This is a genomic window from Streptomyces sp. NPDC006259, assembly GCF_042870975.1.
GTDB lineage: Bacteria > Actinomycetota > Actinomycetes > Streptomycetales > Streptomycetaceae > Streptomyces.
This window is the reverse complement of record NZ_JBIAHY010000002.1, coordinates 750,919-770,162: the sequence shown is the minus strand read 5'-3', so window position 1 is coordinate 770,162 and position 19,244 is coordinate 750,919. Positions and strand designations below refer to the sequence as shown.

Annotated in this window: 16 protein-coding genes and 1 tRNA gene; 8 read left to right on the top strand and 9 right to left on the bottom strand. The window is 72.5% G+C overall.

Annotated elements, in window-relative coordinates; all coding sequences use genetic code 11:
- Positions 1 to 3: 3 nt before the first annotated feature.
- The 6 genes from ACFYO5_RS09375 to ACFYO5_RS09350 all read right to left on the bottom strand — a co-directional run bounded on the left by ACFYO5_RS09375 (position 4) and on the right by ACFYO5_RS09350 (position 7,450).
- Positions 4 to 1,791: an ABC transporter ATP-binding protein gene (locus ACFYO5_RS09375; RefSeq protein WP_388706110.1), complete on the bottom strand. Its 1,788-nt coding sequence runs from the start codon at positions 1,789 to 1,791 to the stop codon at positions 4 to 6.
- A gap of 2 nt (positions 1,792 to 1,793) precedes the next feature.
- Complete coding sequence (locus ACFYO5_RS09370; protein WP_388706108.1) at positions 1,794 to 2,849, bottom strand: iron-siderophore ABC transporter substrate-binding protein; 1,056 nt, start codon at positions 2,847 to 2,849, stop codon at positions 1,794 to 1,796.
- A gap of 100 nt (positions 2,850 to 2,949) precedes the next feature.
- The gene (locus ACFYO5_RS09365) at positions 2,950 to 3,801 is read right to left on the bottom strand and encodes an ABC transporter ATP-binding protein (RefSeq protein WP_388706105.1); all 852 of its coding nucleotides are present in this window, start codon (positions 3,799 to 3,801) and stop codon (positions 2,950 to 2,952) included.
- Positions 3,802 to 3,855: 54 nt separating this feature from the next.
- Positions 3,856 to 4,917 (bottom strand): FecCD family ABC transporter permease, encoded by a 1,062-nt coding sequence (locus tag ACFYO5_RS09360; protein ID WP_388706102.1) that lies wholly within the window; start codon positions 4,915 to 4,917, stop codon positions 3,856 to 3,858.
- Between the two features lie 44 nt (positions 4,918 to 4,961).
- On the bottom strand, positions 4,962 to 6,020 hold the full coding sequence (locus tag ACFYO5_RS09355; RefSeq protein WP_388706099.1) for a FecCD family ABC transporter permease: 1,059 nt from the start codon (positions 6,018 to 6,020) through the stop codon (positions 4,962 to 4,964).
- 86 nt (positions 6,021 to 6,106) lie between these two features.
- Positions 6,107 to 7,450, bottom strand: a complete 1,344-nt coding sequence (locus tag ACFYO5_RS09350; protein WP_388706096.1) for a lysine N(6)-hydroxylase/L-ornithine N(5)-oxygenase family protein — start codon at positions 7,448 to 7,450, stop codon at positions 6,107 to 6,109.
- Between the two features lie 244 nt (positions 7,451 to 7,694).
- Here ACFYO5_RS09350 and ACFYO5_RS09345 point away from each other — a divergent pair, with 244 nt between their 5' ends.
- The 3 genes from ACFYO5_RS09345 (at position 7,695) to ACFYO5_RS09335 (ending at position 12,606) form a co-directional block, all read left to right on the top strand.
- Positions 7,695 to 8,642 (top strand): methionyl-tRNA formyltransferase, encoded by a 948-nt coding sequence (locus ACFYO5_RS09345; protein ID WP_388706094.1) that lies wholly within the window; start codon positions 7,695 to 7,697, stop codon positions 8,640 to 8,642.
- Between the two features lie 336 nt (positions 8,643 to 8,978).
- Positions 8,979 to 11,036 carry a DUF4139 domain-containing protein gene (locus ACFYO5_RS09340; protein WP_388706092.1) on the top strand — a complete coding sequence of 686 codons (2,058 nt, stop codon included), beginning with the start codon at positions 8,979 to 8,981 and terminating at the stop codon, positions 11,034 to 11,036.
- Positions 11,037 to 11,043: 7 nt separating this feature from the next.
- Positions 11,044 to 12,606 carry a DUF4139 domain-containing protein gene (locus ACFYO5_RS09335; RefSeq protein WP_388706090.1) on the top strand — a complete coding sequence of 521 codons (1,563 nt, stop codon included), beginning with the start codon at positions 11,044 to 11,046 and terminating at the stop codon, positions 12,604 to 12,606.
- A gap of 108 nt (positions 12,607 to 12,714) precedes the next feature.
- On the opposite strand, the gene ACFYO5_RS09330 is transcribed toward ACFYO5_RS09335, so the two are convergent.
- The 3 genes from ACFYO5_RS09330 to ACFYO5_RS09320 form a co-directional block, all read right to left on the bottom strand.
- Positions 12,715 to 12,791 (bottom strand) — tRNA-Met (locus ACFYO5_RS09330).
- 49 nt (positions 12,792 to 12,840) lie between these two features.
- Complete coding sequence (locus ACFYO5_RS09325) at positions 12,841 to 13,044, bottom strand: cold-shock protein (protein ID WP_073499692.1); 204 nt, start codon at positions 13,042 to 13,044, stop codon at positions 12,841 to 12,843.
- Positions 13,045 to 13,469: 425 nt separating this feature from the next.
- Positions 13,470 to 14,033, bottom strand: a complete 564-nt coding sequence (locus tag ACFYO5_RS09320; protein ID WP_356564822.1) for a snapalysin family zinc-dependent metalloprotease — start codon at positions 14,031 to 14,033, stop codon at positions 13,470 to 13,472.
- Between the two features lie 549 nt (positions 14,034 to 14,582).
- Here ACFYO5_RS09320 and cpt point away from each other — a divergent pair.
- From cpt to ACFYO5_RS09295, 5 genes are all read left to right on the top strand, one after another.
- Complete coding sequence (cpt, locus tag ACFYO5_RS09315; RefSeq protein WP_388706087.1) at positions 14,583 to 15,104, top strand: chloramphenicol phosphotransferase CPT; 522 nt, start codon at positions 14,583 to 14,585, stop codon at positions 15,102 to 15,104.
- Positions 15,105 to 15,720: 616 nt separating this feature from the next.
- Positions 15,721 to 17,250, top strand: a complete 1,530-nt coding sequence (locus tag ACFYO5_RS09310) for a multicopper oxidase family protein (protein ID WP_388706084.1) — start codon at positions 15,721 to 15,723, stop codon at positions 17,248 to 17,250.
- Between the two features lie 130 nt (positions 17,251 to 17,380).
- The gene (locus tag ACFYO5_RS09305; RefSeq protein ID WP_388706082.1) at positions 17,381 to 18,028 is read left to right on the top strand and encodes a DUF4232 domain-containing protein; all 648 of its coding nucleotides are present in this window, start codon (positions 17,381 to 17,383) and stop codon (positions 18,026 to 18,028) included.
- Positions 18,029 to 18,157: 129 nt separating this feature from the next.
- Positions 18,158 to 18,523: a hypothetical protein gene (locus ACFYO5_RS09300; RefSeq protein WP_388706079.1), complete on the top strand. Its 366-nt coding sequence runs from the start codon at positions 18,158 to 18,160 to the stop codon at positions 18,521 to 18,523.
- A gap of 85 nt (positions 18,524 to 18,608) precedes the next feature.
- Positions 18,609 to 19,193, top strand: coding sequence for a hypothetical protein (locus ACFYO5_RS09295; protein ID WP_388706076.1), 585 nt, complete (start codon positions 18,609 to 18,611; stop codon positions 19,191 to 19,193).
- Positions 19,194 to 19,244 lie beyond the last annotated feature (51 nt).

Below are 19,244 nucleotides of genomic sequence, written 5' to 3'. Positions count from 1 at the left end.
TGCCTAACTGCCTTCTCGCCAAGCCCGCCAGAGTCGGGCGTACCGGCCGCCCAGAGCGACCAGTTGCTCGTGAGTGCCCTGTTCCACGACGCGTCCCGCGTCCAGTACGGCGATCCGGTCGGCCGCCATCGCCTGGGTCAGCCGGTGCGCCACGAACAGCGTGGTCCGGCCCGCGCAGGCGGCCAGCACGGCCCGCTCCAGTTCGGCGGCGCCCTCGCTGCCGGCCTCCGCGGTCGACTCGTCGAGGACCACCACCGGTGCCCGGCCCAGCACCAGCCTGGCCAGGGCGATCTGGGCGACCTTGGTGACGTCCAGACGCTCGCCGCCCTCGCCGACCGGGGTGTTCAGCCCCTCGGGCAACGCCTCCACCCACCGGTCGGCGCCGACCGTGCGCAGCGCCTCCAGCAGCGCGGTGTCGGTCGCGTCCGGCGCGGCCAGCCGCAGGTCCTCGGCGAGAGGGCCGGAGAACACGTGCGTCTCCTGCGTGAGGATGCTCACCAGGGCCCGGGCCCCGGCCTCGTCCAGGCGGGCAAGGTCGGTGGACCCGATGCGCACCGACCCGGCCTGCGGGGTTCCGATGCCGGCGATCAGTGCGGCCAGGGTCGTCTTGCCCGCGCCCGTCGCGCCGACCAAGGCGAGCGAACCGCCCGCCGGGATCGTCAGGTCGACGTCCCGCAGGACCGGTTCCTCGGTGCCGGGGTAGCGGAACGTCACCCCCCGCACGGTCACTGGGTACGAGCCCGCGACGGCCGCCGTGACGGACGTGTCGCCCACCAGCCGGTCCTCCGTGGACTCCCCCACCACGCCGACCAGGCGGGTCAGGCTCGCGCCGGACTTCTGTGCCTCGTCGAAGGTGAACATGATCGCGCCCAGCGGGGTGAACAGCCGGTGGAACAGCAGCGGGGCCGCCGCCACCTCGCCCAGGCTGGCGGCGTCGGCCTCCAGCAGGGCGTATCCCACCACGATGATGAGGACGAGCCCGATGAACTCGGCGCGGTTCTCCCGGCCGACGAACCGGCCGAAGAACCGGAACACCTCGATACCGAGTTCGCGCACCCGCCAGGACTCACGGGTGACCTTCTCGCGGAAGGCCTCCTCCAGGCGGTACGCGCGGACCGTGTCGATCCCGTCGAGGCCGCTGATCAGCGCCTGCGCGCGGTCGGCCTGGGCCGTCCGCTGTCCGCGGTAGAGCGGGGCGGACCGTGGGAGGTACCAGCGCAGGGCGAACGCGTACGCGGGCAGGGCGCCGGCGCCCGCCAGGCCGAGCCGCCAGTCCAGTCCGAACATGCCGAGCGTGGCGATGACCACCAGCACCCCGGCCGAGAACACCGTCGGGACGGCCGTGCGGATGCCCTTGGACAGCACCGCCACGTCGTCGCCGACCCGGGACAGTACGTCTCCCCGGCCGACCTGTTCGATCCGGGCGCTGGGCATTCCCAGGACCGCCCGGACGGCGCCTTCCCGCAGCCGCGCGAGCAGCTCCGCGCCCAGCCGGCCGGTCAGGTAGGTCGACCCGGCGGTGGCCGCCGCGCCGAGCAGGGCGGCGGCGACCATCAGGGAGCCGATCGTGACCAGGATCGACCGCGATCCTCCCTCGACGACACTGTCGACGACCCGGCCGAGCAGGAGCACCGGCAGGACCTGGAGTGCCGCCCCGGCCACCGTGGTGAGCACGGTGGCCGCCGTCAGCCCCGGTGCCTCGCGGCAGTGCGCCGCGACCCACCGGGTGGCCTCACGTCCGGTCGCCGTACGCAGGGTCGCCGGGGCGGCGCGCGTCTCGGTGGTGCTCACACCTACTCTGCCGACTTGACGAGTTCGTCGATCGCGTACGGCATGGACAGCAGAGTGCCCTGGGAGATGGCCGCGCCGACCGCGGGCCCCTCGCTGTCCAGCAGGTACGCCACCTTGCCGTTCTTGACGGCGTCCAGGTTGGTGAACAGTGCGAACTTCTTCAGCGCGTCCGTGTCCGCCTTGTCGTTGATGACGAAGACGCGGTCGACGTCGACCAGGTCGATGCGCTCCGGGGAGAGCTTGGTGTAGAAGCTGCCGTCGGCGACCTTGTCGATCTCGGTCCGGTACCGGAAGCCGATGCCGGTCAGCAGGCGTCCGCGGACGTCGGTGGAGGTGAAGGGCGCGACGGAGTTCTCGTACCAGGACAGCGCCACGGCGGTCTCGTCGGCGAACTCGGGGTGCGCCTTCTTGGCCGCGTCGAGCTTGTCCTGGATGCCCCGCACCAGCTTCTCGCCCTCCTCGGCCCTGCCGAGCGCCTTGGCGATGTGCAGGGCGTTGTCCTGCCAGGGCGCGCTGAACGGTTCCTTCTCGGCCTTGGTGCGGCCCACCGTCGGGGCGATCTTGGAGAGCTTGTCGTAGGCGGCCTGGTCGATCTCGGAGTAGACCGCGATGATCAGGTCCGGGCGCAGGGCGGCGATCTTCTCGTAGTGGGGGCCGGAGTCACCGTTCTCCATGATGACCTCGGGCTCGGTGTCGCCCCACCGCTCCTTCACCCAGGGCCACTGGGTGTTGATGTCGGGGCTGCGGCCGGCCGGGTTCGGGTACTGGTCGACCATGCCGACGGGCTTGATGCCGAAGGCCAGGATGGTCTGGTCGTCCGTGTAACCGACGGAGACGACCCGCTGGGGCGCCTCGTTGATTTTCGTGGATCCGAACGCGTGCTCCACGGTGACCGGGAAGGCGCCGGCGGCGGCAGCGGTCGAGGTGGTGTCGCTCGCCGCGTCCTCGTCCGAGTCGGCACCGCATCCCGCGAGGAGCCCCATACCGAGCGTCGCGGCCGAGAGCACCGCCGCGAGTCGCCGCCGGCCGTTCCTGAGGGTCGTTCGATGGAGGAGCATCCGCAATCCCTTGCTCGCGCGCTGTCCGCTGCGCCTCGTGCCGAGGCAGCCGAACCCTATCGATAAGAGTGAGGTTAGCCTAGCCTAAGTATTTCCTCAACTACCCTATCTTGGCGCCCAGTTGGACATGGGTCCGTCCGATCGGCACGATCAGCGGCCGATCCCCCACCGGATCCTCGATCACCTGGGCGCGCAGTCCGAACGCCTCGTCCAGCAGCTCGGCGGTGATCACGTCACGGGGATGCCCCTGCGCCAGGATCGATCCCTCCCGCATCACGATGAGGTTGTCGCTGTAGCGGGTGGCCAGGTTGAGGTCGTGCAGCACCATCACGACGGTGCGTCCCGACTCGTGCAGGTCGTCCACCAGGTCCAGCACGTCGACCGCGTGCGCCAGGTCCAGGTAGGTGGTCGGCTCGTCCAGGAGCAGCAGGTCGGTGCCCTGAGCCAGCGTCATCGAGATCCAGACGCGCTGACGCTGCCCGCCGGAGAGCGAGTCGACGGGACGGTCGGCCAGGTCGGACACCCCGGTCATGGCCAGTGCCCGCGCCACGACGGAGGCGTCGTCCGACGACCACTGCCGCAGCCAACTCTGGTGCGGATGGCGCCCCCTGGCCACCAGGTCGGCCACCGTCAGGCCCTCCGGCGCGACCGGCGCCTGCGGCAGCAGGCCCAGTTTCTTCGCCACGTCCCTGGTCCGGAGCCTGGCGATGTCCTCACCGTCCAGGACGACCGTCCCGCTGGTCGGCTTGAGCAGTCGCGACAGGGTCCTCAACAGGGTGGACTTACCGCAGCCGTTGGGGCCGATGATCGTGGTCATCACCCCTGGCGGGATCGCCACGTCGAGATCGTCGATGACGATCCGGCCTCCGTATCCGACCGTGACCCCGCTGGCCGACAGCCGTGCGAGGCCCTCGGCCACGGGCTCGCTCCGGGTGATGCGCTGCGTGACCACAAGGCCCCCTTTGTTGAGGTTTGCCACACCTTTGTACCAGCAACCGGCCGTCCGCTAACGGAGGTTGGCCCGCACCAGCAGATAGACCAGGAAGGGGCCGCCGACCGCGGCGGTCACCACGCCCACCGGGAGAGTGACCGGCAGTGCCGTACGGGCGGTCAGGTCCGCGCCGATCAGCAGCAGCGACCCCACCAGGCCGGAGGCCGCCATCGGCGGGGTCGGGCTCCTCGTCAGCCGCATCGCGACCTGCGGCGCCACCAGCGCCACGAACGGGACCGGGCCCGCCGCGCTCACCGCCACACCGGCCAGCAGTACGGCGCACAGCAGCAGGACCGCCCGTACCCTGCCGTACCGGACGCCCAGGCCGGCCGCGACCTCGTCGCCGAAGTGCATCGGCTTGAACGGGAACGCGGCACCCGACACGACGACCAGGAGCACGAGGGTGCACCAGAGCGCCACCCAGACCTCGTTCCACGACCGGTTGTCCAGCGAGCCGACCAGCCAGGCCTGGGCGCGGGCGACGTCGCGGATGTCGGCGGAGACCAGCAGCCAGGTCGTGATCGCCTCCGTCACCGCGCTCGCCGAGATACCGATGAGGATGAGCCGCAAGCCGTCGATCCCTCGCCGCCAGGCCAGGAAGTACACCAGCAGCCCCGTCCCGAGGCCGCCCGCGAGGGCCGCCGCCGACAGGCCGATGGAATCGGTGATCGCCCCGGCGGTCCCGCCCGACACCGTCACCAGGAACACCGCGACCGCGCCGGCGCCACCGGTGATGCCGAGGATGTCCGGACTGGCCAGGGGGTTGCGGGCGACGGACTGGGTGATCGCCCCGGACACGCCCAGCGCGATCCCCACCACGAGCCCCGCCAGGGCGCGCGGCAACCGCAGGTCCATGATCACGAACTCGTCCACCTGCTCACCCCGGCCGAGGAGGGTGGCGATCACGTCGGTCAGACCGATGGGGAAGTCCCCCACCGCGATCGACAGGCAGAACACCAGGAAGGTGGCCGCCGCCAGCAGCACCGTGACGCCCGCGATCCAGGGCCGCCACACGAACGACACCGGGCCGAGCCGTACCCCCGGCGCCACAGTCGGCTTCATGTCGGTCCCGTTCACGCGTTCCCGAACTCCCCGCTCCACGCGTTCCCGAACTTTCCGCTTCACGCGTTCCTGAACTTTCCGCGCCACACCAGAGCCGCGAAGAACGGGGCACCGAGCAGAGCGACGACGACCCCCGCGTCCAGCTCGCCCGGCCGCACCACCAGCCGACCCACGATGTCGCAGACCAGCAGGACGATGGCTCCGAGCAGGCCCGCGTACGGCACCAGCCAGCGGTAGTCGGGCCCGGTGAGGTACCGGGCCACGTGGGCCACCATCAGCCCGAGGAAGGCGATGGGGCCGGTCGCCGCCGTCGCCGCGCCCGCGAGCAGGGTGATGGCGGCGATGCCGACGGTTCGGCTCAGCGCGATGTTCACGCCGAGTCCACGGGCCACGTCGTCGCCCAGGTTGAGCAGGTTGACGGCGGGGAGGGTGGTCAGGGCCAGCACCAGGCCGAGGGCGACGAAAGCGGTCACCGGCCAGATGACGGGGAAGCCGACACCGGCCGGCGAGCCCGCGTTCCAGAACCGCAGCGCGTTCAGCGACTTCTGGTCCGACAGCGCGACCGCCGTGGTCATCGCGGCGAGGAACACCGTGATCCCCTGCCCGGCCAGTGCGAGCGTCAACGGGTTGCCGGCGCCCCGGCCGAGGCTCGACAGCCCGAACACGACGACACCGGCGGCGCCCGCGCCGAGGAACGCGAACCAGACGTACTGGAAGGGGTCGGAGAACCCGAACACGGCGATCACCGTCACCACGGCGAACGAGGCGCCGGCGTTCACCCCCAACAGGCCGGTGTCGGCGACGGGATTGCGCGTGTGGCCCTGGATGAGCGCGCCGCCGACGCCGAGGGCGATGCCCGCCACGACGGCGAGCACCGTCCGGGGCACCCGTACGGTCCGCACGATGAGCCTGATCTCGGTGAGCCCCCGGTCGGCGTCCGGCGCCGCGAACAGCCCGTGCCACACCTCGGCCGGGGTCAACGCCCGCGCACCGACGGCCAGTGACACCGTCCCCGCGGCCGCGAGGATCACCACCAGCATGCCCAGACCCACGACCCGCCGCCGACGGGCCTGCGTTGTGCCCCTGGGCGCGGGGCGCTCGACTGCGGTGGTGGCCATGTCGACGTACGTCATCCCTTGGTCTCGCGGAGTTGCCGGTGGTGCCGTGCCCGCCCGACGCGCGCATCGGGCGCGGGCCGGGGGGCCTAGCGGGCGGTGTCGGTGACCTTGCGGGTTTCGCCGGAGGGGGACGCGGCGCCCCGGCCCAGGAGGGAGTCCAGGATCTCGCCGACCCTGATCGCGGTGTTGGACAGCAGCGCCGAGGTGATGCCATGCGTGTGCTCCGTACCGCCCTGGAGGTAGATGCCGCAGTTCAGGTCGGGGTCGGTCGCGATGCGGTAGTCGCGCTCGACCCGGACACGGCCCTCGTCGTCCCGGAGGCAGCGGTCCGCGACCTCGCCCAGCAGGCCGAGCGGGTCGGCGGGGCTGTAGCCGGTGGCGAGGACCACGGCGTCCGCGTCCAGGACGGTCTCCTCGCCGGTGACGAGGGACGTGACGGTGGCACGGACGCCGTCGGGGGTCTCCTCGACGTCGGCGAGCCGGGACACGTTGAGGAAGCGCAGCCGTTCGGTGCCGAGGACCTTCTCCTGGTACGTCTGCCGGTAGAGGTCGTCGATGAGGTCGATGTCCACCACGGAGTAGTTGGTGTTGCCGTGGTAGTCCATCAGCCGGCGTTTGACGTTTTCGGGCGCGGAGAAGTAGTCGTCGACCGCCTCGGCGTCGAAGATCCGGTTGGCGAAGCTGCTGTCGTCGGCGGGGCTGTAGCCGTAGCGGGAGAAGACCGCGCAGACCTCGGCGCCGGGGAAGCGTCGGTGCAGGTAGGCCACGTTCTCGGCGGCGCTCTGTCCGGCGCCCACGACGACGAACCGGGAGGGCGAGGCACCTTCCAGGGAGTCGACCCTGGCGAGCAGTTCGGAGTTGTGCCAGACGCGTTCACCGCGCTTCATACCCTGCGGCATGAGGGGGCGCAGGCCGGTGCCGACGACGAGGTTGCGGGCCCGGTGGACCTCGAGCCCCTCCCCCGTACGGACCGTGACTTCCAGGTGGTCCACGGCTCCGTCCCGGACGGCGGGCGCGACGCCGACGACCTCGTGGCCGTAGGAGACCATGTCCTCGACCCCGGCGGCGGCCCACTCGAAGTAGTCGTGGAACTCCACGCGCAGCGGGAAGAGGCTCTTGTGGTTGATGAAGTCGGTCAGCCGTCCCCGGCTCTTGAGGTAGCACAGGAAGCTGAACTCGCTGGTGGGGTTCCGGAGCGTCACCAGGTCCTTGAGGAAGGACACCTGCATGGTGGCGTCGTCGATCAGCATGCCGCGGTGCCAGCCGAAGTTCGGCTGCTGCTCGAAGAAGTGGGCGGTGACCGCTTCCCGCGAGCCGGCCCGGGCGTTGTGCTCGCCGAGCGCGATCGCCATCGCGACATTGGACGGTCCGAAACCGATACCGATCAGGTCGTGGACCGGTGATGCGTCATCAGGAAGAACCCGTGGCATGTCTCTCCCATCGTGCGGGGCAACCGCCTGTACGGCGTGGGGAAACGCGAGGCGGGCACACCGACGGCGCGAACCCGCTGAACTTAGGTGAGCCTAAGCTAATGAAAGGCGGCTGTCGATAGGGCGGAACATCTCCCCGGCGCGGGCGATACCTCCTCAACTGGCGTGCCCTGTACACCCGTTGAAAACTAAGGTAAGCCTTGCTTTGCTGCTCCGGTACACCCCTGCCCTGAGGAGGAACCCCATGCGGGTCGTCATGTTCGGTTACCAGACCTGGGGGCACCGCACCCTGCGGGCCCTCCTGGACTCCGAACACGACGTGGTCCTGGTCGTGACACACCCCAGGAGCGAGCACGCGTACGAGAAGATCTGGAGCGACTCGGTCGCCGATCTCGCCGAGGAGCACGGCATCCCCGTGCTGATCCGCGACCGGCCCGACGACGAGGAGCTGTTCGAGCGCCTCAAGGAGGCCGACCCGGACATCATCGTGGCCAACAACTGGCGGACCTGGATCCCCCCGCGCATCTTCGCCCTGCCGCGCCACGGCACACTCAACGTCCACGACTCGCTGCTGCCGAAGTACGCCGGCTTCTCACCGCTGATCTGGGCCCTGATCAACGGCGAGACCGAGGTCGGCGTCACCGCGCACATGATGAACGACGAGCTGGACGCCGGTGACATCGTCCGGCAGGAAGCGGTACCGGTCGGACCGACGGACACCGCCACCGACCTCTTCCACAAGACCGTCGACCTCATCGCCCCGGTCACCATCGGCGCGCTCGGCCTCATCGCGTCCGGGCGGACCGAGTTCACCCGGCAGGACCGGTCCCGGGCGAGCTTCTTCCACAAACGCTCCGCCGAGGACATCCGCATCGACTGGAACTGGCCGGCCGAGGACCTGGAACGCCTGGTCCGCGCCCAGTCCGAGCCGTACCCCAGCGCCTTCACCTTCCACCGGGGCAAGCGCTTGGAGATCCTCGCGGCGGTCGTGTCCGAGGGCCGGTACGGCGGTACTCCCGGCCGCGTCTTCTACCGCGAGGGCGACGGCGTGGTGATCGTCGCCGGGGCCGACGCCCGCACCGGCCGCAATCACGGTCTGGCCATCACCCGCGTACGGACCGAGGACGGCCGGGAGTTGGCGGCGACGGAGTACTTCACCTCCATGGGCGGCTACCTGACCGGCCGGCCCTGACACACCCCGCCCCTGACACACCCCGCGCCCCACTCCCCGACCCGGACCGGGTCGGTCGGACGTCCGACGACCGATCCGGCGACCGGACGACCGGGCGACCTGGCGACCTGGCGACCTGGGCCGGCGCCGCGCGCCACCCGCCGCTTCCCGCACGTCGACCGTGCCCGCAGAAGCCGGTCGCAGGCTCACCGCCGGCGACCGGCCAGGGCCCGCCCACGCCGGCGGCACCCCCACGCCGCCCGTCGGACGGCTGTCACCAGGGCGGGGATCGATCATCGCGACGGTGGGGCGGCGCCGACGTAAGCTGTGCTCGGCACAGACACGGTGGGGGCTGACATGCGGGTGGAGAAGGCACGGAGTTGGGGGTCGGCCCTCGATTCCGTCGTGGTGTACGCGCAGGGCGCCCTCTGTCGCCGCCTGGCCCGGGGCTGCGTGCCGGCGGACGGCCGGGTGCGGGTGACGGGACTGCCCCGCTCGCTGGACCCCGGATCGCTGCGGGCGCGCGTCCTCGGTGTCACCGGGGTGCGTGTCGTCGAGGCCCGCGTGGAGATCGGCGCCGAACCGCCGGACGCCGGCGCCCCCGACGCCCTGCGGCGTGAGGTGGAACGGCTCACCGACGCGTACGCGGCGGCGCGGGGACGCCGGGACCGGCAGCTGGATCTGGTCCGGGAGATCGCGGCTCTGCACCCGGTGCCGCCGGCCCGCAAGCGCGACGACCCGCACCGCCGCACCCCGGTCGACGCCTGGCTGGAACTCGCCGACTTCGTCGAACACCGCCTGACAGGCCTGCACGACCGTCTCACCGAACTCGACGAGGCGCTCCGCCTCGTCGAGCACGAACTCACCCTCGCCGCCGACAGACTCGCCCGCGCCTCCACGGACACACCGTCGGCGCACGTCGAGACGACGGTGTCCGCCGTCCTCACCCTCGTCGGCGGCACCGGCGACGAGGAGACGGAACTGGAACTGGAGTACGGCGTGCCGGGCGCCGTCTGGGTGCCGGCCTACCGTCTCAGCCACCGTCAGGGCGAGGACAGCGGCCGCCTGGTGCTGCGCGCCTCGGTCGCCCAGCGCACCGGCGAGGACTGGACGGGCGTACGCGTCGCCCTGTCCACCGCCGACCTGCGGCGCCGTACCGATCTGCCGAGACTCCGCTCGATCCGGATCGGACGCCGCCAGCCCGCTCCCGCCCCCTCCGGCTGGCGCGAACCCCCGGCAGGGCTCGCCGGCCTGTTCGCCGGATACGACGCCCCCGGCCCGCGTCCGGCCGCCGCCACCGAGCCCGCCGCGGTGGGGGCCGGCTTCGCCCCTACTCCTCCGCCGCCTCCCCCCGCCTACGGCGGACCGCCCCCGGTGCCCGCCGCGCCCGGCGGCGCTCCGGCCGCCGCTCCGATGCCCTTCGGCGGTGCGATGCCCCAGGTCGCGCCCCCGGCCAGGTCGCGCCCGGGCGGCGCACCGCGTACCGCCGCCCGGGCCTTCACGGGCCCCGCCGCCAAGGCGCCCGCGGCTCCGGGCCAGGCCGCCGCACCCCCGCCGCCGCCCGCTCCGCCGGTCGGCCCGCCGCAGCCGAGCGGCGCCGAACTCGACTACGCCGCCCTGGTGCTGTGCGGTCCCGACGAGCAGGGCGATCGCCGGGGCCGGCTGTTCCCCGACTCCTCCTTCGACCCGGTGGCGGCCGAGTACCGCCGCCGCGCCGAGGCGGTGACCGCGCTGCCGCTGCCCGGCCACGCCGTTCGGCCCCGCGAGTCGGCGGGCTCCTTCGACCACCGCTTCGACGCCGCCGCCCGCGCCGACATCCCCTCGGACGGCACCTGGCACACCGTCGCCGTCGGCGAGATCCCGGTCGGCCTGCGCACCGAGTACCTGTGCGTGCCCTCCGTGGAGCCCACCGTGTACGCCACGCTGGTGCTCTCCAACGCCACCGACCAGGCCCTGCTGGCCGGCCCGGTGGAGGTCACCCTCGACGACGACTTCCTGCTGACCGCCGCGCTGCCCACCCTCGCGCCCGGCGGTGTGCGCCGGGTGGGACTCGGGCCGGCCGAGGGCATCCGGGTCACCCGCCGTACCCACCTGCGCGAGTCGACGTCGGGGCTGCGCAACAACATCACCGTGCTCGACCACCGCGTGCACGTGGAGCTGGCCAACCGACTCGCGCGGCCCGTCGCCGTCGAGGTGCGCGAGCCGGTGCCGGTGACCTCCGACCCGGATGTCCGGATCGAGGAACGGGCGGACTGGACGGCTCCCGAGGACGGAGCCGGGTCCGACCGGCACGCCCCGGGCACCCGTGTCTGGCGGGTGACCCTGCCCGCCGGCGGCACCGCCGCCCTCGACGGCGGCTACGAGATCCGCATCCCGGCCGGCAAGGCCCTGGTCGACGGCAACCGCAGGAGCTGACACACCCATGCCCACGGCCCCGAAGCCGATCGCCCTCCCCGTCACCGCCGTCACCTGCCTGGAGGACCGCGCCCACCTCGAACGCGCCGCCGTACTCGATCTGCGACCCGGCGTCCAGCGGTTGCGGCTCGGTCCGGTCAGCGCGCTGGCCGTCGACCGCACCCTGCACGCCGAACTGACCGCCGATCACCCCGCCACCGTGCTCGACGCGCGAATCGTCCGCGAGTGGACGCCGCGCGGGCCGTCGCCGTCCCCCGACGACGACTCCGACCTCCGCCGGCGCGTGCACGCCCTCGAAGCGGAGCAGCTCGCCGTGGAGCAGCGCCGCGACCGCCTGCGGTCCCGCCTCGACGTGCTCGGCCGCCTCGCCGCCGACCTGCTGCGGGAGATCGGCGAAGGCGCCGGTTCGGGAGAGAGCGAAGGACCTCGCTGGGCCCGCGAACTGGACCGGGTGGACGCCGAACGCGACACCCACGGCGAGCGACTCCGCGCCGCCGAGGCCCGGCTGGCCGGCCTCGCCACCGAACTCGCGGAAACGCGGCGGGCCTCGGAACTCGCGGAGAGGGAACCCGCGGAACTGGTCGCGCACATCGAACTGACCGTGGAAGCCGCCGTCGCCGGTCCGGTGGGACTCCGTCTGAGTCACCTCGCCCCGTGCGCGTTGTGGCGGCCCGCCTACCGTGCCGTGCTCGACGGCGACTCCCTCAGGCTGGAGACCGACGCCATGGTCTGGCAGCGCACCGGCGAGGACTGGACGGACGTACGGCTGACGTTGTCGACGGCCCGCTCCGCGCTGGCCACCGAACCACCGCGGCTGCGCGAGGACCGGCTGACGCTCAAGGACCGCACCGCCGCGGAACGCCGCACCGTCGACGTGGAACTGCGCGAAGAGGAGATCGGGGACCTCGGCCCGGCTCCCGTGCTCGGCCTGCCGGGAGTCGCCGACGGCGGCGAGACCCGGGTGCTCGGCGCGCCCGCCCCGGTCTCAGTGCCCGCGGACGGCCGCGCCCACCGCGTGCCCCTCTCCTCCTTCAGCACGCCCGTGCGCAGCGAGTACGCGTGTGCGCCCGAACTGTCGCCGCTGGTCACCCAGGTGGTTCGGTTCGACAACCGGTCCGGCCACGTTCTCCTCGCCGGACCCGTCGACCTGGTCCGGGGCAGTGGGTTCACCGGGCGCGGCACCCTGGACTTCACCGCCCCCGGTGCCCCCGTGGAGCTGGCTTTCGGCAGCCGCGACGACTACCGGGTGGTCCGGCACGCCGAGGAGTCGCACGCCTCCCCCGGCCTGACGCAGCGGACCGTGACCACCCACACGGTCCGGCTGCACCTCTCCCGCTTCTCCGCCCCCGCCGAACAAGCCGGACAAACGGTCGCCGTGCGGGAGCGCATCCCGGTGTCCGAGGTCTCGGCGGTGGAGGTACGCCTGCGTGAGGAAGCCTGTGCCCCGGCGCCCGACTCGGTGGACGCGGAGGGCATCGCCCACTGGAACGTCGTCCTGCCTCCCGGTGGTCGCCGCACGGTCACCCTGGTCTACGAGGTGTCGGCGAGCGCGAAGGTGGCCGGGCTGTGAGGACCACCCGGATCATGCGAGTGCGGACACCGTCGGCCGCCGACCGCGTCAGCAGCGCGTAGCGAGGGGCATGCGAAAGGGGCCCGGCATCAGCCGGGCCCCTTTCTTTGGTAGCGGGGACAGGATTTGAACCTGCGACCTCTGGGTTATGAGCCCAGCGAGCTACCGAGCTGCTCCACCCCGCGTCGGTTCTGCCACTCTACACGGCGACCCGGGCGGGCTGGAAACAGGGGGTCAGCCGCGGACGATGTTCTCCGCCTGGGGGCCCTTCTGTCCCTGGGTCACGTCGAAGGTGACCGCCTCTCCCTCCACCAGCTCACGGTAGCCGTTGCCGGAGATGTTGGAGTAGTGCGCGAAGACATCGGGGCCGCCGCCGTCCTGGGCGATGAATCCGAAGCCCTTTTCGGCGTTGAACCACTTCACGGTGCCGCTGGCCATACTGCTGTGTCCTTCGTTATCGCCGGCGGACGCCGGCTGGAATGGGTGCGGGCGGCGTCCATGATCATGGACGTCGTCCCAGACCCGTTCTACCCCACCAAGGGCCCTCCAATCCGCACTTGGCGCTCAAAAACTTCTCCATCGTGACCACTTCTCGACAGAGGGAGGGCAAGTCACTGCACGTACTCACGCAACTGCCGTCCGTGAGAGGCGGCAGCCTCCGTCACCGCCTCCGCGGGGCGTTCAGAGGCCGCCGAACTGCCTCGCACGACCGGCCGGTTCCCGACGCGCGCCCGCTCTCGTCCCGAGGTCGCCCGACGAAGACCCGCCGAGAACCCGGGCGGGGGCCAGGACCCCAACTGCGGTGCGTCTACCGCGTCTTGAGGAATCTCACGGCCCGGCCGCCCGTCCCGCCCGGCAACGGTTCAGTCCACGGTCGTCACCGTGCCGGGCACCTTCTCCGGACGGGTGAGCGCGGCCCCGAAGTCGCCCTCGACCTCCGCCTTCTCGGCCGCGTTCGGGTACGGGTTCGTGCACGCGACACCGGCGCTGGAACCCGACATCAGGCTGGTGCAGGGGCCGGGCTTGCGGTCCGGCAGGCCCAGGATGTGGCCGAGTTCGTGCGCCGATATCCGCACCGTGTCGTAGCCCTGGTCGACGGCCTGCCGCCCGATGTAGACGGTGCCGTTGCCGAGCGAGGTGGTCAGGGCGCGGGGCCAGCCGTTGTCGGCGATGACGCGGATGTTGGCGCGTTGCCCGGCGGCGGCGGGGCGCAGCTCGACGTTGTCCACGCTCGCGTTCCAGATCGCCGCGCCCCGGTCGACCGCGGCCCTGAACTCCGCGGACGCGCTTGCGTCGTAGGTGACGACGCGGGCCGCGAGCTGCTGACCGGCGGGGGCGTTCGCGTGCGCGTGGGCCGGGCCGCCCAAGAGGGTGACGGTCGCCGCGAGGGCGGCGGCGAAGGCGGGGGCGTAGGTGCGTGAGTGCATGGTCGACCTCCTGTGGGGAAGGTGGGCGTGCTCATGTCACATGCTGACGGGTCCATGCCCATGTCCCGCGACCGTGAATCCGTCAATCGGCGCCGCGCCGCTCGCACGAGGCCCTCCCCGCACGTGCGGGGAGGACGGGGATCCTGCGGGGCCTGTTCCGGGTGGCCGTGGGCCTGTTGTTCGTGTGGCTGCCGACCCGTTGTTCCTGTGGCTGTAGGCCCGTTGTTCCTGTGGCTGTAGGCCCGTTGTTCCTGTGGCCGTGGGCCCCTTGCCGCCGGTGAGGCCGCCGCCACGGTCCTCGAGGCGTCGGGACACGACACCGGCCCGGCGGGTGACCGGCCCTTCTGGCGCGCCGGGGTGATCGAGGTGACCCGCGGGGTACGACCTCGTCCTCCTCGGGATCTCGACACACAGGTCCGCCTCGCTCGACCCGGGCGCGAGGGCGTCCGCCCACTTCACCAGGGCGGCGGGACGGTGTCCTCGGCTCGCGGAAATCGTTTCGCGACCACCGGGACGCGCCCCTACTGTGGCGCGGTGACAAGGACTCGGATGATCGTTCTCAACGGTGGTTCCAGCTCGGGGAAGTCGGGGATCGTGCGGTGCCTCCAGGCCGTCCTGCCCGATCCGTGGCTCGCCTTCGGCGTCGACTCCTTCGTCGACTGCCTGCCCGCGAAACTCCAGGCGTCCGAGGCGGGACTCGAGATCGCGGCGGACGGCCGCGTGAGCGTCGGGGCGGAGTTCCGCGCGCTGGAGGAGGCCTGGACCGAGGGCATCGTGGCGATGGCCCGCGCCGGGGCCCGGATCGTCGTGGACGAGGTCTTCCTCGGCGGGGCGACGTCCCAGCAGCGGTGGCGGAAGGCCCTGGGGGACGTGGCGGTGCTGTGGGTCGGCGTCAGGTGCGACAGCGCGGTCGCCGCGGGCCGCGAGATCGCGCGAGGTGATCGCGTCCGGGGAATGGCCGCGTCGCAGGCGGACGCGGTCCACCGCGGGGTGATCTACGACCTGGAGGTGGACACCACTCACACCGAGTCCCTGGAGTGCGCGCGCGCCATCGCCGCCCGCGTCGGCTGACCGACGGAGCGGCCCCGCATCCCCGAACGTCCGGCCACGGACGTGCGGGGGTGCGGGCGTCGGACCGGCTCGGCTGTTGCCGCCATCGGCGGGAAGGGCAGGCCCGGTGGGCGGGTCGGCCGACGGGTCGGCGGGTCGATGGCGGATGGGGTGGCCGGTGGTGGGTGGGTCCGCCGATGGGCCGGGGGGCCGATAGGCCGGGGGGCCGGGGGGCCGGGGGGCCGGGGGGCCGGGGGGGGGCCGCAGGGCCGGGGGCCGCGGGGCCGGGGGGGCCGCAGGGCCGGGGGCCGCGGGGCCGATAGGCCGCAGGGCCGGGGGCCGCGGGGCCGATAGGCCGCAGGGCCGGGGGCCCATAGGACGGGGACCGATAGGCCGGCGGGCCATAGACCGGGGCCGTCGATACGGTCCCCGCTTCCGTCGGTCGGCGTCGTGGGCCACGGCCGACGGGCGGCCGGTTCCGTGGCGGGAGCCGCCGGGCCCGTACCGGCCGTGTTGCACGGTCACGGCTGTGCGGCGACCTCTACACTGCGATCACTTTGGTGCGAATGTCACCCATTTGTCACTATTTCCGCAGATCCAATCGCCCATGTCTCTCTGCTGCCCGAGGAGGCGCCCCGTGACCACTCTCCCCCGACGCGGCGTACTGAAAAGCCTGCCGCTCGCCGCAGGAGCGGTGTTGGCCGCGTCACCGACCAGCGCTCGTGCGGTGTCGCGCCGGGAGGACGAGCACGTCTTTCCGCAACCGGAGACGCGCAGGACCCCGCCGCGGCGGAACTGCCTCACCACGCAGCTGACGGTCCGGTTCAGCGAACAGGTGCTCCCCGGGGTCGGCACCGTCCTCGTCCGCACCTACGAAGGGGGTGTTCCGGGACCGACCTTGCGGGTGCGTCCCGGCAACAACCTCGAGATCACGCAGATCAACGCGCTGCCGCCGAACACCGCCGCAGGGCACGAGGACATCAACGTCCCGCACCACTTCAACACCTTCAACCTGCACACCCACGGCATGCACGTGGACCCGACGGGCGAGGCGGACAACGTCTTCCGCGCCTTCGAACCCGCCGAGGAGCCCGGGGGCACCACGAGCCACCGCACCCGCCTCACCGTCCCGGCCGGTCATCCCGCCGGCACCTTCTGGTACCACCCCCACCATCACGGATCCACCGCCACCCAGGTCCTCAACGGCATGGCCGGCGTGATCATCGTGGAGGGCGACGTCGACGAGGTGCCGGAGATCGCCGCGGCCCGTGACGTCGTCGTCTGCGTCAACGAACTGCGCCTGGAGCGTGGGCGGGTACCGGACCTGACGTCGGAGGGCGCCTTCGAGGGCATCGCCCCCACCTTCCTCGTCAACGGCGCCAAGAACCCCGTCCTCACCATCGCTCCGGGAGAGGTCCAGCGGTGGAGGATCGTCCACGCCGGAGCGCTCACCCCGCTCTCGCTGCGGCTGGACGGGCACGCGATGCACAGGATCGCCCAGGACGGCATCACCCTCATGGCCCCCGTCGCGTCCTCCACGGTGGCGCTGCCCATGGGAGGACGGGCGGACGTGCTGGTCCGCGGCGGCGAACCCGGCACGTACGAACTCATCACGGACGGCGTCGACAGGCCCTTGATGACCCTGGTCGTCACCGGCCCCGCCCGCGACATGTCACTGCCGGCCGCCCTGCCCGGACGCGCCACCGACCTGCCCGAACCCACCCGCACCCGTCATGTGGCCTTCCGCAGCTACAGCAACGTGTTCTCCGGCGCCTTCCCCAACGCCTACCGCATCCTCGGCGACGGGGAGACACCGCACGCCGACCCCTCGGCGGGCCAACGGGACCTCGCCTGGGGCCGGTTCTCCCCCGATTACGTCAACCACCGGATCAGGCTGGGCGAAGTGGAGGAATGGACCGTCTCCAACGGCTCGCACAGCCATCATCATCACCCCTTCCACCTGCACACCCACCACTTCCTGCTGACGGCCGTCGACGGCCGCCCCCTGGCCACCCCCGTCTGGCACGACACCCTCGCCATCCCGCCCCGCGGCACGATCACCTTCCGGCTGCGCGCCGAGGACTTCGTCGGCCGCTCGATGCTGCACTGCCACCAGCTCCAGCACGAGGACCAGGGCATGATGCAGATCGTCGAGTACGTCGGCTGAGCCCGGCCGTACCCCGCGTGGCCGCCGACGGTGGTGGATCCGGCGAGAACCTGTCACCAAGCTGTGAAGAATCCGGGAGACGCTGGAGCAGCACTCCGCAGCATCGCCGATCATCGGGGGAAACCACGCCATGAGCACCGTACGCAGAGCCGCCGTCGTCCTCGTCGCCCTTTCCGCGGCGGCACTGACCGCCTGCGGCCCCGCCGGGGACGACGCGGCGGGCGGGACCGGCACGACACCGGCCGCGAAGCCGTCCGCCAGTCCGTCCGCGAAGCCGTCGACGGGCCCGTCCGGGGCGCCGTCGGCGTCCGCGTCCCCCGCCGGTGGCCCGTCCGGCGGTGGCGGCGCCTCCGCGGCCGACCACGACGTCTTCCCGTGCAGCACCTACGACGTCACGTTCACCGCGAGTCTCGCCGAACCGACCACCAGCAGCTACCTGTTGAAGGTCACCAACAAGAGCGGGAAGGCGTGCCGGGCCCTGGGCCACCCGGTCGTGACCTTCGGCGCACTGGACGGCCAGGCCACGGCGCGCGGCGAGGCCCCCGGCATCGAGGACGCGCTCAGGCTCGAGCCGGGCCAGTCGGCCTACGCCGGCCTCATGGGCGGCGCCGACGACGGCAAGGGCAGGACGGTCGGTTCGATCGCGTTGACCATGAACACCGAGTCCGACCTCGAACAGACCCCCCTCAGCGCCTCGACCCCCGGCTTCCACGTCTCGCCCGACGTCAACTCCGTCACCCCGTGGATGAACAACGTGGAGGACGCGCTCAGCCTGTGACCGGGTCGGGGTCCCCCGCCCCGTCCGGGAGGTACGGCCCTCCCGCGCTCCGCCGACAGTCCCGTCCCGCGGAGCACGGACGGCCGCCCGCGGTGTGCTCAGCCGGCCGGCCCGGTGCCCCGCGCCGCTGTGGTCCCGCATACCGTCGACGGTCGTACCCGCCTCGTCGCCCGCGACCGCCGGCGGCTCGCCGTCGTCCTCGGTCGGGCGGAGACCCAGGGTCGGCCACCACCGCGACCCGGCGCCGGGGCCGTCCTCGACCGGGCGACGCGGTCGGAGGTCCCCGAGGCCCTCGACCGGTACGTGGACCGGCGGATCGGGCGCACGACGCGCGTGCAGGCCGGTTCCGCACGGGCCGACGAGGAGTACCACCTTCCCGACGGGCCCGAGGACCTGGCGCGCAACGCCCGCCTGGTGTCGTACGCCGCCGAGAACAGGTCCGGTCCGCACGCGCCCCTCTGGGCAGCCGACATCCTCGCCGGGGACACGCCCTGATGACTGGTCCCCCGAACGGTGCAACCATTCCGCCGACCGGACTGTCTCAGCTGATAACAGTCACACGCACCCCTAGGGGGACATCATGGTGCGAACCAGAACGGTTTGGGTCGCCGCCGCTCTCATGACCGCCACGCTCGGCGCGGCCGCGGTCCCGGCCCAGGCCGCCCCGGCCGCCGCCGCGCGCGCGGCCGTCGTCTGCCCCACCGGATGGGGCAGCGTCGACAAGGCGTACACCGCCGGCACGATGGCGCCGGTGCGCAACGCCCGCACCGGCCGGCACGACTGCTACGACCGGCTCGTCATCGACGTGCCGGGCGCGGCCGCCGCCGGACTCGGCTACTCGGTCCGGTACGTCGACGCGCTCTACCAGGACGGCTCCGGCCGCTACATCCCGGTCGGCGGCGGGGCGATCCTGGAGGTACGGGTGAGCGCGCCCGCCTACGACCCGGACACCGGCGCCCCGACGTACCCGGCGCGAGCCGCCCAGCCGCTGCCCGGTGTGGACCTCACCGGCTACCGGACCTTCCGCGACACGCGGTACGCCGGCAGCTTCGAGGGCGAGACGCAGATCGGGCTCGGGGTCCGTGCGCGGCTTCCCTTCCGGGTACAGCGGCTCGACGACCGCCTCGTGATCGACGTCGCCCACAGCTGGACCGCCACCCGCTGACACCGGCCCGCTCCACCGCCTCGGTGTCGCCAGGTCCCTCGCGGGCCGACG